Source organism: Streptomyces sp. PsTaAH-137 (genome assembly GCF_003259365.1).
Taxonomy (GTDB): Bacteria; Actinomycetota; Actinomycetes; order Streptomycetales; family Streptomycetaceae; genus Streptomyces.
Genome location: NZ_QLLY01000015.1, coordinates 184,270 through 201,654, shown reverse-complemented (window position 1 = coordinate 201,654; position 17,385 = coordinate 184,270). Strand labels below are relative to the sequence as shown.

Genomic DNA, 17,385 nt, shown 5'->3' with positions numbered 1-17,385 from the left:
TCCTACCACATGAACTGGCCGCCGTCGACGATCAGTTTCTGACCGGTGACGTAGCGGCTGAGCGGGCCCACGAGGTATTCGAGGGCGTCGGCGATGTCGTCGGGGGAGCCGATGCGTCGCTGCGGGATCTCGGCGAGCACCGCGGCGCGGCGCTCGGGGTCGTCGAGCCGGAACCGGTCGACGAGTTCCTGGGTCTCGGTCATCCCGGGGATCAGGCAGTTGACCCGCACGGTGGGGGCGAGTTCGAGGGCCAGGCACTTGGTGAGCTGGAGCAGTCCGGCCTTGGACGCGGCGTAGTTGACGCCGTTGAGGCGGGGACGCAGGCCGGTGGTCGCGCCGATGTTGACGATGGTTCCGGTGCCGGCGTCGAGCATCGCCGGGGCGAGGGCCTGGGTGAGGTGGAAGGGGCCGGACAGGTTGGTGTCGAGCACGTTCTGCCAGTCGTCCTCGGTGAGTTCGAGGAAGGGGCGGTCGATGTTGATGCCCGCGTTGTTCACGAGCACCTCGGGTGTGCCGTGCTCATCGAGGAGGGTCCGGGCGGCGGCCCACACGGACGCGCGGTCGCCGAGGTCGGCGCGGAGCACGGCGATGCCGTGCTCGTCGGCGGCCCGCTGCGCCGCGTCCTTGTCGGAGCGGTAGAGGGCGACGGTGCGGTGGCCGAGGTCGCGCAGGCGCCTGGAGAGCGCCAGGCCGATGCCGCGGGTGCCGCCGGTGACGACGGCGAGGGGGCTGGTGCTGGTCATCGGGGTGTCTCCCGCGGTGCGTCGGTGAGCCGGTCCAGGAAGGCGTCGAGGTGGGACAGGAGCGTCGGTTGGTTCGGCGGCTCGAAGACCTCGAAGTGACCGCAGTCGAGGTCCCGTACGGTCAGCCGTTCGGTCAACTCGCCCCAAGAGGCGACCTGTTGGTCACGGCCGGGGCCCGCGCAGGCCATCAGCAGGACGGGGCCGTCGGGCCGGGAGCGGGTGCGGTGCGCGGCGCTGGCCCGGACGTGGGCCAGCGCGGTGGTGCGGGCCCGGTCCGCGTCGGTGCCGTCTCCGAGGTGGCTGACGGACTTCTCGATGGCGTCGAGTACGCGGGCCCTGGCTCCGGGGTCGGGGGCGGTGTGCTCGGTGAAGCTGTCGATCAGCACCACGGCGGGGGCGGGGCCCGTCTCGGCCAGACGTGCGGCGAGTTCCCAGGCGAGGACGCCGCCCAGGGACCAGCCGACCAGGACGCGTGGGCGGTCGGGGACGTGGTCGAGCAGGTCCAGGTAGGTGCGGGTCATGTCGGTCACGGCGTCGTCGGGGTCCTCGCCGGGCAGCAGTCCGGCGGCGCGGATGCCGAACACGCTGCCGTGGCGCGCCAGTCGGGCGGCGGTGCCGAGGTACTGGCCGAGGCCGCCGCCGGCCGGGTGGAGCAGGACGCTGCTGAGCGGTCCGGGCCGCTGGGCGAGCGGGACGAGCAGCTTGGTCCCGTGGGTCGTGGCCGGCATCAGGCGTCCTCGCGGAGCGTGGTGATCCAGGCCGCCTGCGCGCGGACGGTCGGGTCGCGGAAGAAGTCGAGGATCGGGATCTGGACGCCGTACTCCTCCTCGATGCGGGCGCCGGCGGCCATCACGGTCAACGAGTGGGCGCCGTGCTCCAGGAGCGACCGGTCGACGGGCACCTCCGCGATGCCGAGCAGCTTCGCCCACATCTGCTGGAGCGCCGCGACGAGCGGATCGTCGGTGGTGGTCACGGCGGGCGCGGACCGTGCCTCATCGGCCAGGGCGCGCTGGGCCCGGGCGGCGAGGGCGGCGCGGTCCACCTTGCCGTTGCGGGTGGTGGGCACCGCGTCCAGGGGGAAGACCCGGGCGGGCACCATGTAGCCGGGCAGGGCGGCCGCAACGTGCGTGCGGATGCCGTCCGGGTCGGGCGAACGGCCGTCCTCGGGCCGGAAGAACAGGGCGAGGCGGCGTTCGTGGCCCTCGCCGTGCACGACTCCGACGGCGCGGGCCACATCGGGGTGGGAGGCGGCGGCGCTCTCCAGCTCGCCCAGCTCGACCCGGTAGCCGCGGATCTTGACCTGGTCGTCGTCGCGGCCGAGGAAGAGCAGCGCGCCGCTCTCGTCGCGCAGGACCTGGTCACCGGTGCGGTACATACGGGCCCGGGCGTCCTCGGCGTACGGGTCGGGCAGGAACCGTTCGTCCGTGCGGGCGGGGTCGTTGACGTAGCCCAGTGCGGGGCAGGCACCCGCGAGGTACAGCTCGCCGGGCACGCCGCGCGGGGCGAGGTGGCCCGTGGTGTCCACCACATGGGCTGCCACGTCGGTGATCGGGCGGCCGATGGGGACGTGGGAGGGCCAGGGGCGGTGGTCGGCGGTGAGCCGGTGCGTGGTGACGGCGTGGGTCTCGGTCGGGCCGTACAGGTTCACCAGGCTCAGGTGCGGGCGGTCGGCGAAGAAGCTCCGGACGCGGTCGTCGAGCAGGAGTTGTTCGCCGGAGACGCAGACGTGGCTCAGGTGCGGCAGCGCGTCGCCCGAGTCCTGCGCGGCCCGGACGAAGGCGGGCAGCGCGGCGACCGGGAGGTAGACATGGGTGACCCGGTGCGCGCGGACGCGCTCGACGACGGCGGGCAGGTCACGGCGGTCGGCCGGCTCGCGGGAGACCAGCGTCCCGCCCGCGACGAGGGTGGGCAGGATCTCCTGGAAGGAGACGTCGAACCCCAGCGGCGCGTACTGCAGGAAGCGGGTGCGCTCGTCCATGTCCAGGGCGTCGAGCTGCCACTCGGTGAGGTTCATCAGGGGGCCGCTGTTCATCAGCACGCCCTTCGGGCGGCCGGTGGAGCCCGAGGTGAACATGATGTACACGCCGTCGGAGGCGCCGGTCGGGGCGGACTCGTCGGATGTCATGTCCTGCGGCCCCGCGGTCAGTTCGGCCGGGGTGAGCAGGTCCACGCCGTCGACGGGGTCGTCCCCCACGACCAGGCGGCAGTCGGCCTTGCCGGTCATGTACGTCAGCCGCTCGGCGGGCAGGCCGAGGTCGAGCGGCAGGAAGACCGCGCCGCGGGCGAGGACCGCGAGGACGGTGACGACGGTGTCCACGAGCGTGGTCGTGGTGAGGCCGACGACGGTGCCGCGGGTGACGCCGCGTGCGGCCAGCGCGGCCGCGCCGGTCGTGGCGAGACGGTCCAGCTCGGCGTAGGTCAGCCGGCGGCCGTCCTCCTGGACGGCGACCTGCCCGGGCCGCGCCGCCGCCGCGGCGCGCACCGCGCCGTACAGGTCGGCCTGGGGCAGGCGGCGCCGGAAGCCGTCGGTGGCGTGGGAGTCCTCGGCCGAGGTGTCCTCGAAGAGGTCGGCGACGGTCCGGCCGGGCTGTTCGACGGCCCGGTCGAGGACGGTGCGCAGGGATGCGGCGAGCGCGTCGGCCAGGGGTTCGGGCAGCAGTTCGCGGTCGCTCTCCAGCTCCAGGGACCAGCCTTCGGGGCCGGGGGTCACCCCGAGCCAGAGGTCGAACTTGGCGGTGCCGTTGCCGTGTTCGCGTACGCGGCGCACCGGGGATCCGGGCTCGGCGTCGGTCGCGTCCTGGAGGGCGAGCATGCAGGAGAAGACCGGGTTGCGGTTGGTCGAGCGGTCCGGGTCGACGTGGCGGACGATGCGGTCGAAGGAGACGGCGGCGTCGGCGCGGGCCCGGCCGGCCTCGGCCTGCACGGTCTCCTTGGCGAAGACGTCGAAGGGGGTGTCCCAGGACACGTCGACGATGAGCGGCAGGGTGTTGACGAAGAAGCCGCACAGGTCGAAGGAGCCGAGGGTGCGGCGCGCCATGACGGGGCTGCCGAAGACGACGGTGGTGTTGGCGGAGTGCCGGGCGAGCACGGCCGCGTAGGCGGCGGAGAAGAGGACGAACGGGCTGACGCCGAGCGTCGCGCACAGGCCGTCCAGGTCCGCGGACTGCCGGGGCGAGAGCCGGATCTCGCGCCGGGTCCCGGTGAAGTCGGTGGTCGCGGGGCGGTTGGGGCGCGGGTTGAGGACCGTGGCGGGGGTGGCCCGCAGCCGGTCGGCCAGGGCCTTCGCCGCGCGCTCCGTCCCGTCGTCGTCCGCCGCCTTGAGCTGGGCCTCCAGCTCGCGCCCCAGGGCGCGTTCACGACCGGCGCGTACCGTCGCGACGTCCAGGGTGCCCTGGACGGACGCGGTCAGGTCGCCGACGAACCGGCGCAGCGAGAAGCCGTCGAAGACGAGGTGGTGCACCACGAGGAGCAGGGTCGAGCGGGTGCCGTCGGCGGCGCGGAGCAGCACGGCGCGCAGCAGCGGGGCGCGCGTCAGGTCGAAAGCGGTGTCGCCCAGTTCCGCGAGGAGTTCGGTGCGCCGCCGGTCGAACTCCGCCGCCTCGGTGGTGACGTGGTGGAGCGGGGCGTCGGAGGGGACGTCGCCGAGCACGGCGTGCGGGTCGGCACCCTCACGGATCGCGAGGCGCAGGGCCGGCTGCACCGCGAGGACGTCGATGAGGGCCGGGGCGAGGGCGGCCGGGGTGAGGCCGGGGTCCAGTTCCAGTTCGGCCACGACGTTGTAGAGATGAGGCACCGGCACCGTGCGGTGCACGACGAGGAGCCCCTTCTGGGCGGCGGTGAGCGGGAGGGTGGCCGTGGGAATCTGCGGTGCGACGGTCATCGGAGGCTCTCCTTCGGCGTGAGGAGTCCGCGCAGCCACTGGCGGAGTTCGCCCACCGTGCGCACCGAGGCGAGACCGGTGGGGTCGATCTCCTGATCCGGGTCGGTGATCAGCTCACTGGCGATGCGCAGCACGGACAGGGAATGCAGTCCCACCTCGGCCAGCAGGGAATTGTCGTCGAATGACGCACGGATGTGTCTCGAAAGGACGGACCCTATTTCCGCGTCGACCATCTCGTCCGCATGGTTCATTACAAAGGCTCCTCGGGGAAAGGTCGCTTCGTGGCGCACCACAAATAGTTCAGCAGGGGCCTTCCGACGGTCAACAGCCGCCTGGCGCACCTATTGAAAGACGTGATTGCCGACCCCCGCGAAGCCTCCACGAAAAGGAGTCATCAATGAATTCGATAGATCAAAAGGAAGGAGGAGGCCGGTTCACCGGCCTCCTCCTGGGTCGTGCGGTGGTGCTGGCGGCGCCCGTCAGGCGCGCGGCTTGTCGCCGAACGCCTCCGCGAGCGCGGACCGGGTGAGCACGCGCAGGAACGGCGGGACGGTGAGGGCGACCGTCACGGCGAAGAAGCCGAAGGCGAGACGCAGTCCGAACCATTCGGCGAGCAGGCCCATCAGGCCCGCGCCGATCGGCATGGCTCCCCAGCTGAACAGCCGGCTGACGGCTCCGAAGCGACCGAGCATGGCGTCGGGCACGAGCCGCTGCGCCATGGTCCGCGCGTTCACCGTCCACAGGGTGCCGCCCATGCCGCCGAGGAAGGCGGCGACGGCCACCGCCCAGAGGTTCGTCGTCACGGCGGGGACGGCCATCATCGCGAAGGTGCCGACGAGGTCGGCGAACATGACCCAGCGGCGGCCGAAGAAGCGGTTGAGCCAGGTGACGGCGAGGGCGCCGGCCAGGCCGCCGACGCCGAGGGCGCTCAGCAGGGTCCCGTACTCGCTCGGGCTCAGGTGCATGACGGAGGTGGCGAACAGCGGCATCAGGGCGAGCCAGGCTCCCCAGCACGCGCACAGGACGGTGAGGATGAGCGCCATGGTGCGCAGCAGGGTGTGCCGCCACAGGTAGCTCAGGCCGTCCACGATCTGCACGCGGACGGTCTCGGGAGCGGCGGTCTCGGCGTCCGCCCGGCCGTCCGTCCGTCGGCTCGCGCGGAAGCGGCCCACGAGCAGGACGACGACGAGCGAGGCGGCGAGGTACGACAGCCAAGTCGTGCCGAGGGCGACGCCGGTGCCCGCGGCGAGCAGCAGGCCGCCGACGAAGGGGCCGGCGAACTCGTTGCAGACCGTCTCCGCGCCCGCGATCCAGGTGTTGGCCCGCTCGCGGCCCTCCGGCGGGGTCAGCGCCGGGATCATGGCCGAGGCCGAGGTCAGGGCGATGACCTCGGCGACGCCCAGGACGAGGCCGGCGGCGCAGAGCACCGGGATGGTCACGGCGTCGGCCGCCGCGAGCGGCATCAGGGCGCCGAGGGCGGTCAGGCGCAGCCCATTCGCACCCCAGAGCAGGCGGCGCCGGTCGAGGCGGTCCACCAGCACGCCGACGTGGAGGGCGGCCAGCAGCCAGGGCAGGGAGAGGGTGAGGGAGACCGCGGAGACCTGGGCCGGGGACGCGGAGGCCCGGGCGGCCAGGAGCGGCAGCGCGATCTTGGTGACGCCGTCGGCGAGGTTGGTGATCGCGGTGAAGACGAGCAGGACGACGGTGTTGCGGGTGCCGCGGCGCGCGGTGGGCTCGGCGTGGTCAGGGGCGGCGGGTGCCGTCACGGGCTCGGCGAGCCCCACCGGCGCCCGCGCGGTGTCGACGCTCTGGTCACTCATCAGTCTCCCCTAACCGTCTAACGGTTTTGCTGGTGAATCCGGGATGTCGAGTCTGGCACGGAAACCACCTCACGGCTACCCGGCAAAGCCGATAGCCGGTTATCCGGTGTAGGCTGGAAGCCGACCCGGGAGGTGGCTCATGCGTGACGCACCGGCGTCCGCCCAGCTGATCCAGGCGTTCGCCAACACGGTCGACGTCGAGGACGCGACCGACGAGATCGACACGGCCCGCAAGCTCGACGACTGGCTGCGCGCCCAGGGGCTGCTGCGCGGCGGCGAGCGGGTCGGCGCCGTGGACCACGCCCTGGGACTGCGCCTGCGCTCCGGCCTCCGCGAGGCCCTCGGCGTGCACGTGGGCGACCGGCCCGACCCGGCGCTCCAGGACGGCGCGACCGAGGCGCTGCGCGCACTGCCCCTCGTGGTCGTCGCGGGCGGCGACACGCCCGGCACCCTGGCTCCCGCCCCGGAGCTGACGGCGTCCAGGAAGGCGCTCGCGGCGCTCGCCGTCGCCTGGAGCGAACTGGCCGTCACCGGCGAGGCCGCCCGGCTCAAGCGCTGCTCCGAGCACGCCTGCGCCTGGGTCTTCTGGGACACCTCCAAGAACCGCAGCGGCCGCTGGTGCTCGATGCGCGTGTGCGGCAACCGCGCGAAGGCCCGGCGCTACGCGGCCCGGCAGGCCGCCGGAGCCGCACAGTCCGGCTGACGGAACACCGGGACCGCTCCCGTGCGGCACCCGACGGCCCCGGGTCATCGCGCCGTCGCGGAGGCGCTCATCAGGTCGACCGCCAGCCGGGCCACCTCGTCGACGGCGGGACGGGTCAGCAGCCCGTAGTGGTCGGCCGCCGTGCGCACACAGCGCGTGTCGCCGGCGAGGAAGCCCCGCCAGCGGTCGAGATCGCCGTCGTCGAGGTCCGCCGCCACCACCAGCGCCGGCACGTCGACGACCCGGGGCGTGCGTGGGGCCGTCATCGCCGCCACGTGGCGGCGGTGCAGGGCGTGGCGTGCGTGCAGGGCGTCTGTGACGGCGTCGCCGGAGGTGACGCGCAGCAGGACGGCCAGCGTCTCGAGCGCCTGGTCGTCGCGCGGCCCGAGACCGAGCCGGTCCGGCACGCGCGGGCCGGGGGCCGCGCCGCGCAGGGCGGCGCGGGCGAAGGCGTCGGTGCCCGCCTCCGGCACGGCGCCCGGGACCGGCGCGTCCAGCAGGAGCAGCGGCGGGCACGGGTGGCCGTCCGCCCGGAGCCCGGCGGCGATCTCGTGGGCCAGCAGACCGCCCATGGACCAGCCGCCGAGCAGGTCGGGCAGCCCGTCGGCGAGGAGTTGCGCCGCGTAGCGGGCCGCCATGTCCTCGACGCTCGCCTCGGCGACGCCGTCGTCCTCGCTGACCGTCACCCGCCAGTCGCCGGGCAGCGCCGCGGCGAGTTCGCGGTAGGGCAGCACGCCCACTCCCGCGCCGTGCACCAGATGCAGGTGCCGGCCGCCGGGTGCTCCCGCCCGCAGCACCACGGGGCGGGCGAGCGCGGGCGCTGTCGGGTCCGGGGCGGCCGTGTCCGTCGCGGCGGTGCTCAGCAGTTGTTCCATCCGTGCGGGCGTCGGCTCCTCCAGCCAGGCCTCCAGGTCGAGTTCGGCTCCGCTGTTCTTCTCGACGCAGGCCACCAGTTCCAGTACCTGGAGCGAATGGCCGCCCAGGGCGAAGAAGTCGTCGTGCGGGCGCACGGTACGGCCGAACACGCGCTGCCAGTCGGCCAGTACGCCCTCCGCCGGGTCGACGCTCACGGCCGCGTCCGGCCCGCCCGCCGGCCGGGCCCGCCGGGCCGTGGCCCTGGTCGCCACCCGCAGATCCGCCACGCGGCTCCCCTCGGCCGTCGACGCGGCCAGGACCGCCTCGACGTCGGCGAGAAACACGCGCACCGTTCTCTCGCCGAGGGCGCAGGTGTCGTACTCGACCTCGAGCACCGTGTCCGCGCCGTCGTCGAAGACGCCGACGAGCATCTGGCAGCGGGCGCTGGTCGACGGGCTGGCCAGCAGGCGGGCGGGCTCGTCGCCGAGCGTGATCCCCGAGCCGATCCCTCCGTGATGGGTCACGAGGACGGGCGGGACGGTGCCGAGCGTGGCCCGGTCCTCGTCGGCCAGGCGCGCGAACACCTCGGGATAGGTCACGTGGTGGAACGGCAGGCTCTCCCACAGGCTGTCCCGCGCCCGCGTCACCACCGCGTCGAAGGTGTCCTGCGCGCCGATCTCGTCGGCCAGCAGGACGGTGTTGGCCCGGTAGTCGACGCTGCGCTGGTCGGCGAGGGTCGGGCGGTTGGCCACGACCGTGCCGAGGGTGGTGCGTCCCGTCGCCCCGCCCCGGGCGAGCACGGTGCGGACGGCCGCGAGGTGCACGGCGAACTCCGTGCAGCCCACGCGCCGGCCGATGGTCTCGACGGCGGCGCGCGATCGGGGCGACAGGGTGTGGCGCAGCACCGCACCGGAACCGGGCGCGGCGCCGCGGGCTTCGGCCACCAGGGCCGCGGGTCTCGCGCCGCGCAGCCGGTCCGTCCAGAACTCGGTCTCCGCCGCGGTCGGCGGCGCGTGCGTCCCTTCCTCGGCGGGCGCCGGGACGGCTGCCTCCCGGGCGAGTGCCGCGACGCCGCCGTCCTGGACCGCGACATAGCCGCGGTGCAGGTCGTCCAGGAGCAACTGCATCCCCCAGCCGTCGAGCACCGAGTGATGGGCCGTGACCACGAGTTCGTCGACCGGTCCGACGCGCACCAGCGCGAGCCGGGCCAGGGGTGCGTCGTCGAGGGCGAAGGGGATCGCGTGCAGCCGGACGGCGATCTCGTCGAGCAGCGCCTGCGCGCTCCGGTCCCCGGGCGTCCGGTCCCAGATCATCTGCTGGGGCCGCGCGTCGAAGGGTGCCGGGTGCACGATGCGTACGACGCTCTCCCCGTGGCGCGCGAACGCGGTGCGCAGTGCCGCGTGCCGGTCGACGACGTGCCGCCACGCGGCCGTGAGGATTTCGGGGTCGAGGCGGCCGGTGCGCAGCCGCCAGGTGAGGTTCATCAGGTCTTTCCGCCCGCCTCGGTGCTGGATCCACCAGAGGGCTTCCTGGAGCGGTGAACTGGGCCGGACTTCTGGATTCGGGGTCACGGGGTCCTCACCGGAGACATAGGAGTTTCGAACCGAGGTGGGGGGTGTGAAATAGTTTCGAATCCGGGGACGCGACCACAAATAGAGTATTTGGATAATCTATCGGCGCCCGGCCTCGCCCAAGCCTTCTCTTGACTCTTCGGGAAGCGCGGAAAAGCATTCTTCCGACTCTCCATTCCCGCGCCACGGAAGAGGACCGGACATCATGAACGCCATCAGGACCATGTACGACTGGTTCGCGCACTCCGTTGCCCAGCACGGAGACCGGCAGACCGCGCTCGAGGTCGCCGGCGAGGTGCTGACCTACGCCGAACTCGACGGGCTGGCCGCACGCGTGGCGGGTGAACTCGTCGCCGCGCACGGCGGTGTGCCCGCCCGCGTCGGCCTGCTGGCCGCCCGGAGCACGGCCGCGTACGCGGGCTATCTCGCCGTGCAGCGCCTCGGCGCCGTCGTCGTGCCGCTCAACCCGGCCTGGCCGGCCGCGCGCAACGCGACCATCGCCGCCGACGCCGGGCTCGACCTCGTGATCACCGAGGACGGGACGGACCTGGGGACGCCCGCGGTGGACCTGCCCGCCGCCCGTGTGGATGCCCTGCGTTCCGGTCCGGTCCCGGACCTCCCCGCATCGGAGGCGGGCCCCGACGACCTCGCCTACATCCTGTTCACCTCGGGCTCGACCGGCCGCCCCAAGGGCGTGCCCATCGTCCACGGGAACGTGTCGGCCTATCTGAGCCATGTCATTCCGCGCTACGAGCTGGGGCCCGGCGCCCGCGTCTCGCAGACCTTCGACCTCACCTTCGACCCGTCCGTGTACGACATGTTCGCCGCCTGGGGCTCGGGCGCCGCGCTCGTCGTTCCGGACAAGAAGGACCTGCTGACGCCGGTGCGGTTCGTGAACCGGGCGCGCATCACGCACTGGAACTCCGTGCCCTCCGTCGCCTCCATCGCCCTGCGGCTGCGCGCGCTCAGGCCCGGCTCCATGCCGACCCTGCGCTGGAGCCTGTTCTGCGGCGAGGCGCTGACACTGCATCACGCGCAGGCGTGGCGGGCCGCCGCCCCGCAGTCCGTCCTGGAGAACATCTACGGCCCCACCGAGATGACCGTCACCTGGACGGAGTTCCGTCTCCCCACCGCCCCGGAGGACTGGCCGCGGCCGGCCAACGGCACGGTGCCCATCGGGACGCCCTACCCGGGCCAGGAACACCTCGTGCTCGACGAGTCCGGCCGGCCCGGCGAGACCGGCGAACTGGTGGTGCGCGGCTCGCAGCGCTTCCCCGGCTACCTGGATCCGTCCGACAACGTCGGCAGGTTCCTGCGCATGGTGGACGGATCGGCGGTGATCCACGACGGCACGACGCCGGTCACGGCCGAGGACTGGTACCGCACCGGCGACCGGGTGGGCCACCTCGACGGAGCGCTCGTGCATCTCGGCAGGCTCGACCACCAGCTCAAGATCCGCGGCTACCGGGTCGAGCTCGGGGAGATCGAGTCGGCGCTGCTCGACCTCGCCGGCGTCGCCGAGGCCGTCGTCCTCGCGGTGCCGGGACCCGGCGGTGACATCGAACTCGGCGCCGTCTGCACCGGCACGATCACGGACACCGCCGGGGCACTGGAGCGGCTCGCCGCGCGGCTGCCCTCGTACATGGTGCCGGGCTCCCTGACGGTCCTGGACACCTTGCCCCTCAACGCGAACGGCAAGGTGGACCGCAAGGCGCTCACCACCGTTCTCGGTACGGCGATCGCCGCCTGAGCCGCCCGGCGCGCCGACGCCGGCCGGGTCACGGGGCACCCGGCCCGGCGGGCGTCAGCACGCGGGACGCAGCATGGCGGCACCGTCGGCGGCCTCGCCCTCGGCCAGCACCTGACGGGCCGCGTCGAGCACGGTCGCGAAGGACGGATCGTCGTCGAGCCCCCGGCGCCAGACGCACTGGGAGAACACCTCGAAGGGGGGCCGCCAGCGGATCGCTCCCAGCAGCCCCTCGCGCAACTCGTCGCGCACGGCGACGGAGGGCAGCAGGGCGATCCCGATGCCCTCGCCGACGCCGCGCTTGACCGCGTCGACCGATCCGAGCGCGAGCACACCGCCCGCCGGTTCGCCGCTCGCGGCCAACTCGGCCTCCAGGGAGCGCTGGTAGCCGCTCCACCGGTGAGCGCACACCAGCGTCTCCGCGGCGAACTCCGCTGCCGACCCGACGGCCCTCCCGGCCAGCGGATGGGACGGCGCCGCCACCAGGCACAACGATTCGCGGCGCAGCGCGCGGTGGCGCACGTCGGGTGTGGCGGGGCGGGGGCCGATGAAGAAGGCGCAGTCCACGCGCTCCTCACGCACCAGGGAGACCGGATCGTCGTCGAGGCCGCGCAGGGACACCCCGAGGCCCCCGTGCCGCAGATGCAGGTACTCGATCAGCGGGACGAGGCGGTACGTGGTGATGCACTCGGCGGCACCGATCGCCAGCGGGGGTGCCTGGTCCGCGGGTTCGGCCACCGAGTTGCGCGCCAGTTCGCTGAGCCGGACGATCCGGCACGCGTAGTCGTGCAGGCGCCGCCCCGCGGGCGTGAGCTGGGCGCCGCCGGCGGTGCGGTCGAGCAGCGGCGCGTCGAGGATCTGCTCCAGTGTCTTGATGCGGGCGGTGACGGTCGGCTGCGCGAGACCCAGCAGGCGCGCGGCCTGGGTGAAGCTCCGTGACTGCGCGACCGCCAGGAAGGCGTCGAGCTGCTTTATGTTCACGGCCCGACCCCGTTCGGCGTCCGACCCTGCGCACTGTCGTGCACGATGAACCCCATTCGTCCGTGGTGCGGAACGCGCGGCCGGAATCCGGTCGGTCTCCGGGCCGTGCCGGGCGGACGCACGATCCGCCCCGCTGTGCGACCTTACGGACGGGGAAAGGGAGTTGCACCCGTTGTCGGTGTTGCCCTCACCAATACCACCGAGGGGCACTTCCCCGATGCCCGGGATCCGACGAACCATGGCAGCATGACCTCGCCAGTCGCGCCCCCTCACATTCAGCGTCCCCTCGGTTTTCCGGCCCCTTCGTCCGGCCGGATCGACCCCGACGAATTCCGTGCCGCCCTGGGCAGGTTCACCACCGGAGTGGTCGCCGTCACCGCCCTGCACGGAATCGACGACACGCCCGCGGGCGTGGTCGTGAATTCCTTCACCTCGGTTTCCCTGGATCCCGCCCTGGTGCTTTTCTGCATGGCCCGTACGAGCAGCAGCTGGCCCAAAATCCGTACCGCGCAGCGCTATTGCGTGAACATACTCGGCAAGAACCAGCGCGGGATCAGCACGCAGCTCGCCGCTCCGGGCGGTGACAAGTTCCGCGGGCTGAGCTGGAGCACCACGCAGACCGGCGCGCCGGTCCTGGACGGGACGCCCGCCTGGCTGGAGTGCTCGACCGAGGCCGAGTACCCGGCCGGCGACCACGACGTGGTCGTGGCCCGCGTGCACCGGATCGGCGGCCACGGAGCGGACGCCCCGCTGGTGTTCTACCGCGGGTCGTACGGGCGCCTGGCCGACTGACGCGGCGGCGGGCAGGACCGGCCGCCGCTCTCCCCCAATCTCCTTCTCCGCATCACCATCGCCGAATCGACCAGAGGAATCCCTTCATGACAGCAAGCACCGGCTCCCGCAAGCCCATCGGCGTGGGCATCGTCGGCCTGAGCGCCGACGGAGGGTGGGGCTCGCGTGGCCATGTGCCCGCGCTCCGCGCCGTGGACGGCTACGAGCTGCGCGGACTCGCGGCCTCCTCCCCCGAGTCCGCGCGACGGGCGGCCGAGCGGCACGGTGTCGCGGCCGCCTACGCGGACGCGGGCGACCTGGCCCGCGACGAGAACATCGACCTGGTGGTGATCGCCGTACGGGTGCCCCGGCACCGCGAGTTGATCCTGCCCGCGCTGGAGGCCGGCAAGGCCGTGCTGAGCGAGTGGCCGCTCGCCACGGGGCTCGACGAGGCCGAGGAGCTGGCCGGGCTGGCGGAGCGGCACGGGGTGCGCACGGCGGTGGGGCTGCAGTCGCGCTCGGCACCGGCGGTGCGCTACCTGCGGGACCTGATCGCGGACGGCTACGTCGGCGAGGTCCTGTCGACCACCCTGCTCGGCTCGGGCGGCGGGTGGGGTCCGGCCGTGGGCTCGGGCGGCGCGTACACCGTCGACCGGAGCAACGGGGCGACCCTGATGACCATCCCGTTCGGGCACACCCTCGACGCCCTGACCATGTGCCTGTCGTCGTTCGCGGAGCTGAGCGCGACGACGGCCACGCGGCGCCCCACGGTCCAGGTCTCCGACACCGGGGAGAGCATCCCGATGACCGCCGAGGACCAGATCGCCGTCTCCGGCCGGCTGGCGAGCGGCGCGGTCGCCTCGCTGCACTACCGGGGCGGGTCGAGCCGCGCGACGAACCTGCACTGGGAGATCAACGGCACGGACGGCGACCTGGTGATCTCGGGCGGCACCGGGCATCTCCAGTTCGGCCAGTTCGAGATCAGCGGCGCACGCGGCAAGGACCAGCGGCCGGCGCCGCTGCCCGTCCCCGCCCGGTACCAGGAGGTCTCCGGCGTGGACGGCCCCGCCGGCGTCGTGGCCCATGCCTACGCGCAGCTGCGTGAGGACCTGCACACGGGCAGCAGTACGGTGCCGGACTTCCGGCACGCGGTCGAGCACCACCGTCTGCTGGACCGCATCGCGAAGTCGGCCGAGACCGGGGCCCGTCAGTAGGGGCCGCGCACAGCGGCACACAGGGGACCGCCCCGCGGACATCTGTCCGCGGGGCGGTCTCGCGTGCGCGGGTGTCAGCCCGGGGCGGTCCGGGACCGGCAGGCGGCGACGAGGCGGGCGCACACCGCCTCGGCGTGCTCGTAGAGGTAGAAGTGGCCGCCGGGCCAGGTGTGGCAGTGCACCGGGCCGTCGGCGAGGGCGGACCACTCCCCCAGGGCCGTCGCGGGCGCCAGCGGATCGTCCTCCCCGCCGAAGACGGACAGCGCCGTCCGCAGCGGCGTACCGGGCGTGTAGGCGTAGTCCGCGACCAGGTCGAGATCGGCGCTCAGGGTGCGGGCGACCAGCCGGGCGAGGGCGTGGCGGTCGCCGTGGTCGCCGCCCGGTGCGCCCAGGCCGTGCACCTGGCGCAGGAGGTCGCGGGGCCTGGCCGGGCTCACGGGGCTCACGAACCGCTGCGGGGCGCGGCTTCCCGAGACGCCGAGCCAGCACGGCCCCCGGTGCTCCGACTCCAGCGCCCGCGCCACTTCGAAGGCGAGCAGCGCCCCGAGGCTGTGGCCGAAGACGGAGAACGGGCCCGACAGCGCCGGCCCCAGCGTCGACCGCAGGTAGTCGACGGCTTCCACGGCCGTACGGCACCGTGCCGTGCCGCGGTCCAGGAGGCGGCCGGGGAGGTCGACGCCCCAGACGCGCCAGTTGGCGGGCAGGTGCGGCAGCAGCGGGGCGAACCCGCGCGACGAGCCGCCCGCGTGGTGGAACAGCACCAGCGTGTGGGCGGGCTCGCCGCGCAGGGTCGGGTTGAGATCGAGGATCGGCATCTCAGGCGACCAGTTCGGCGAGGAGGGAGCGCCGCTGGTCGAGCGGCACCGGGTTGTCCTTGTACAGGGACTCCATGGCCAGCCAGTGCACCCGCACCCGGGCCCCCTCGGTGCCGCGCAGCGCGGCGGCCGCGACGTGCTGCGGACCGCAGGGCACGTCGACGACCTCCCAGCCGTCGGGCCGCAGCGCCGGATCGGCGCCGAGGTAGTCGGCGGCCAGGGGGCGGCCGAGTCCGGTGCCCAGGCCCTTCAGATAGGCCTCCTTGCGCGTCCACAACTGTCCGAACCCGACGGCTTCCCCGGGTCCGGTCGCCAGCTCGCGCTGTTCGTCCGGGTGCAGGGCGGGGGTGCAGACGCTGACCGTCTTGGCCGTGGGGACCTTCTCCACGTCGACGCCGATCGGGGCGGTCGAGATGCCGATGAGGGCCATGCCGTTGCTGTGGGAGAGGGAGAAGTGCAGGGGGGTGTCGGGCGACGCGAGGATCGGCCTGCCGTGCGGCTCGTCGCAGCACGGGCAGGGCTCCCGGCCCATCCGCAGGCTGCGCGGATCGGTGCCCAGGTAGGCGCTGAGCAGGCGGCGCAGGGCCACGTGCGCGCTGCTGTAGAGCAGCCGGCCCGCCTCGCGCCGGCACGTCCCGGCCCGGCTCTGTTCGGCCGCGTCGAGTTCGGTGAGGTCCAGTTCACCCGTGCAGCTGCCGAGCGGCGGCTGGCGCAGGATCCACAGGTCCGCGCTACTTTGCGGCGGGATCGGCAATGTCACGCTGTTCAGTCCCTGCCTTGGATGGAGTGAGGAGTCGGTCGAGGTAGCGGGCGAGCGTTCCGGTGTCGGGGGCCCGCAGGATGAAGGTCAGTTCGGGCTCGACCGCGAGAGCGGCGGCGAGCCGCCGCTGGAGCTCCAGGCCGATCATCGAGCCGACGCCCAGATCGGTCAGGGTCTGGTGCCGGTCGACGGCCGTCGGCGGGCAGTCGAGTACGTGGCCGATCTCCTGGCGGACGAGGTCCTCCAGGAGTCGCTCCCGCTCGGCGGGGTGCACTGGCCAGGAGGAGGGCGGCGCGGCCTGAGTCGGCCGGGGTTCGGGTTCCTGAGGCCGGGTCTCCGCCGACGGGCTGAGGGAGAACCAGTCGAGTACGGCCTGATCCACTGTCATGTGTCTCTCTGTCGGTCACGGTCGGTCGGGGGACGGCCGGTGGCGCGCCGTGCGCCGGGGGGTTGGCGGGCGCGCCACCGGTCGTGTCGGGGAGGGCCGTCGTCTCAGTCCGCGACGACGGCGCTCGGCGGGAGTTCGTGGGCGAAGCCGCACCGCAGCTGGACGCCGGCGAGCTCCCCCGTGATCTCGACGCTGCGCCACAGTCCGCCGCGCAGCGGCAGCAGCCGCCGGCTGCTGAGCGTGGCCCGCGCGGCATGGGTGTCGGGGCCGGTGCGGAGCGGCTGCTCGGGCGGGGCCTCGAGAACGGTCTGCATCATCCACAGCGTGTTGCTCTCGGACCGGCTGATCGAGTCCAGTTCGTACAGGAGCACCTGGGCCAGCTGGAGATTGACCACGAACGCGTCGATGAGGGAGACGGCGGATCGCCGGTCGCCCTCGATGCCGTCGGGGGCGGGCTCGGTCTCCGGGTCGAACGTGACGTCGGCGCGGGCGGTGAACTCCCCCAGATCGATGCCGACCTCACGGATGTGGTGCCGCCGGTGCTTGAAGCCGCCGCCCCAGAACCGGTCCCGGTCCGGGCCGAGCGCGTCCTCCAGGCCGTCGAACCGGGCCTCCCGCACGGCGCGGACGCTGATGTCGTGCTCGATCTCGCAGCGGACCTGCAGGTTGCCGACGGTGCAGTTGTGCACGGACCGGAAGCGGCCCTCCCGGTCGGACATCGCCGTGGTCCGCACCAGGCGGGCGGCCAGCGGAATGTCCGCCAGCTCCTCCTGGGGAGCGCCGCCCGCCCGCAGCACGACCTTGACCAGGCGCATGCGGCGGCGGGCCGCGGCGTCCAGACCGTACCCGTACGTCAGGTGGAGCTCGGCGAGCTGGACGCCCAGGACGAGGGCGTCGACCGTGCTGAGGTGCGGCCGCAGGTCCGTGCCGTCCTTCTTGCGGGACCAGTCGGCCGGATAGGAGACGTCGACGGTGCCCCGCACCCCGGCGTCCGGGGCGTCGACCGGAGCGACGACGAGGTCGCCGACGCGGTACTCGGCGCGCTGGTAGCCGCGGGAGAAGAACCGCGTCTCACCGGGGCCGAGATAGTCGTCGATGGACGGCAGCAGGAGGTGCCGATCGATGCTGGTGGTCACG

General features: G+C 73.5%; 15 protein-coding genes. 4 read left to right on the top strand and 11 right to left on the bottom strand.

Going from position 1 to position 17,385, the window contains the following annotated elements; genetic code table 11:
- Positions 1-2: 2 nt before the first annotated feature.
- From K377_RS29735 to K377_RS29715, 5 genes are all read right to left on the bottom strand, one after another.
- Positions 3-743, bottom strand: a complete 741-nt coding sequence (locus K377_RS29735; protein ID WP_111666652.1) for an SDR family NAD(P)-dependent oxidoreductase — start codon at positions 741-743, stop codon at positions 3-5.
- Positions 740-1,471, bottom strand: coding sequence for an alpha/beta fold hydrolase (locus K377_RS29730; RefSeq protein ID WP_111666651.1), 732 nt, complete (start codon positions 1,469-1,471; stop codon positions 740-742). The genes K377_RS29735 and K377_RS29730 overlap by 4 nt, the downstream gene beginning before the upstream one ends.
- Positions 1,471-4,623: a non-ribosomal peptide synthetase gene (locus tag K377_RS29725; RefSeq protein WP_111666650.1), complete on the bottom strand. Its 3,153-nt coding sequence runs from the start codon at positions 4,621-4,623 to the stop codon at positions 1,471-1,473. The genes K377_RS29730 and K377_RS29725 overlap by 1 nt, the downstream gene beginning before the upstream one ends.
- Positions 4,620-4,874, bottom strand: a complete 255-nt coding sequence (locus K377_RS29720) for an acyl carrier protein (RefSeq protein ID WP_111666649.1) — start codon at positions 4,872-4,874, stop codon at positions 4,620-4,622. Before K377_RS29720 ends, K377_RS29725 begins: the two co-directional genes overlap by 4 nt.
- Before the next feature lie 228 nt (positions 4,875-5,102).
- Entirely contained in the window at positions 5,103-6,443 is a 1,341-nt protein-coding gene (locus K377_RS29715) for an MFS transporter (protein ID WP_111666648.1), read from the bottom strand.
- A gap of 139 nt (positions 6,444-6,582) precedes the next feature.
- Between K377_RS29715 and K377_RS29710 the strand changes: the two genes are divergently transcribed.
- The gene (locus tag K377_RS29710; protein ID WP_111666647.1) at positions 6,583-7,146 is read left to right on the top strand and encodes a CGNR zinc finger domain-containing protein; all 564 of its coding nucleotides are present in this window, start codon (positions 6,583-6,585) and stop codon (positions 7,144-7,146) included.
- Between the two features lie 44 nt (positions 7,147-7,190).
- Here the strand turns inward: K377_RS29710 and K377_RS29705 are convergent, their stop codons facing one another.
- Positions 7,191-9,572: a condensation domain-containing protein gene (locus K377_RS29705; protein ID WP_161195174.1), complete on the bottom strand. Its 2,382-nt coding sequence runs from the start codon at positions 9,570-9,572 to the stop codon at positions 7,191-7,193.
- A 205-nt stretch (positions 9,573-9,777) separates the two neighbouring features.
- On the opposite strand from K377_RS29705, the gene K377_RS29700 reads away from it, so the two are divergent.
- Complete coding sequence (locus K377_RS29700; protein ID WP_111666645.1) at positions 9,778-11,322, top strand: amino acid adenylation domain-containing protein; 1,545 nt, start codon at positions 9,778-9,780, stop codon at positions 11,320-11,322.
- A gap of 54 nt (positions 11,323-11,376) precedes the next feature.
- Here K377_RS29700 and K377_RS29695 read toward each other — a convergent pair whose 3' ends face one another.
- Positions 11,377-12,300 (bottom strand): LysR family transcriptional regulator, encoded by a 924-nt coding sequence (locus K377_RS29695; RefSeq protein ID WP_161195173.1) that lies wholly within the window; start codon positions 12,298-12,300, stop codon positions 11,377-11,379.
- Between the two features lie 246 nt (positions 12,301-12,546).
- Between K377_RS29695 and K377_RS29690 the strand changes: the two genes are divergently transcribed.
- Both K377_RS29690 and K377_RS29685 read left to right on the top strand, forming a co-directional pair.
- Positions 12,547-13,092 (top strand): flavin reductase family protein, encoded by a 546-nt coding sequence (locus K377_RS29690; protein ID WP_111666643.1) that lies wholly within the window; start codon positions 12,547-12,549, stop codon positions 13,090-13,092.
- Between the two features lie 86 nt (positions 13,093-13,178).
- Positions 13,179-14,285, top strand: coding sequence for a Gfo/Idh/MocA family protein (locus K377_RS29685; protein ID WP_111666642.1), 1,107 nt, complete (start codon positions 13,179-13,181; stop codon positions 14,283-14,285).
- Between the two features lie 74 nt (positions 14,286-14,359).
- On the opposite strand, the gene K377_RS29680 is transcribed toward K377_RS29685, so the two are convergent.
- The 4 genes from K377_RS29680 to K377_RS29665 form a co-directional block, all read right to left on the bottom strand.
- Positions 14,360-15,100 (bottom strand): thioesterase II family protein, encoded by a 741-nt coding sequence (locus tag K377_RS29680; RefSeq protein ID WP_111666641.1) that lies wholly within the window; start codon positions 15,098-15,100, stop codon positions 14,360-14,362.
- Between the two features lies 1 nt (position 15,101).
- Positions 15,102-15,860, bottom strand: coding sequence for a 4'-phosphopantetheinyl transferase superfamily protein (locus K377_RS29675; RefSeq protein ID WP_111666640.1), 759 nt, complete (start codon positions 15,858-15,860; stop codon positions 15,102-15,104).
- Positions 15,832-16,248, bottom strand: a complete 417-nt coding sequence (locus tag K377_RS29670) for an acyl carrier protein (RefSeq protein ID WP_111666639.1) — start codon at positions 16,246-16,248, stop codon at positions 15,832-15,834. The genes K377_RS29675 and K377_RS29670 overlap by 29 nt, the downstream gene beginning before the upstream one ends.
- 104 nt (positions 16,249-16,352) lie before the next feature.
- The gene (locus tag K377_RS29665) at positions 16,353-17,384 is read right to left on the bottom strand and encodes an AvrD family protein (RefSeq protein WP_258395162.1); all 1,032 of its coding nucleotides are present in this window, start codon (positions 17,382-17,384) and stop codon (positions 16,353-16,355) included.
- Position 17,385: the final 1 nt, after the last annotated feature.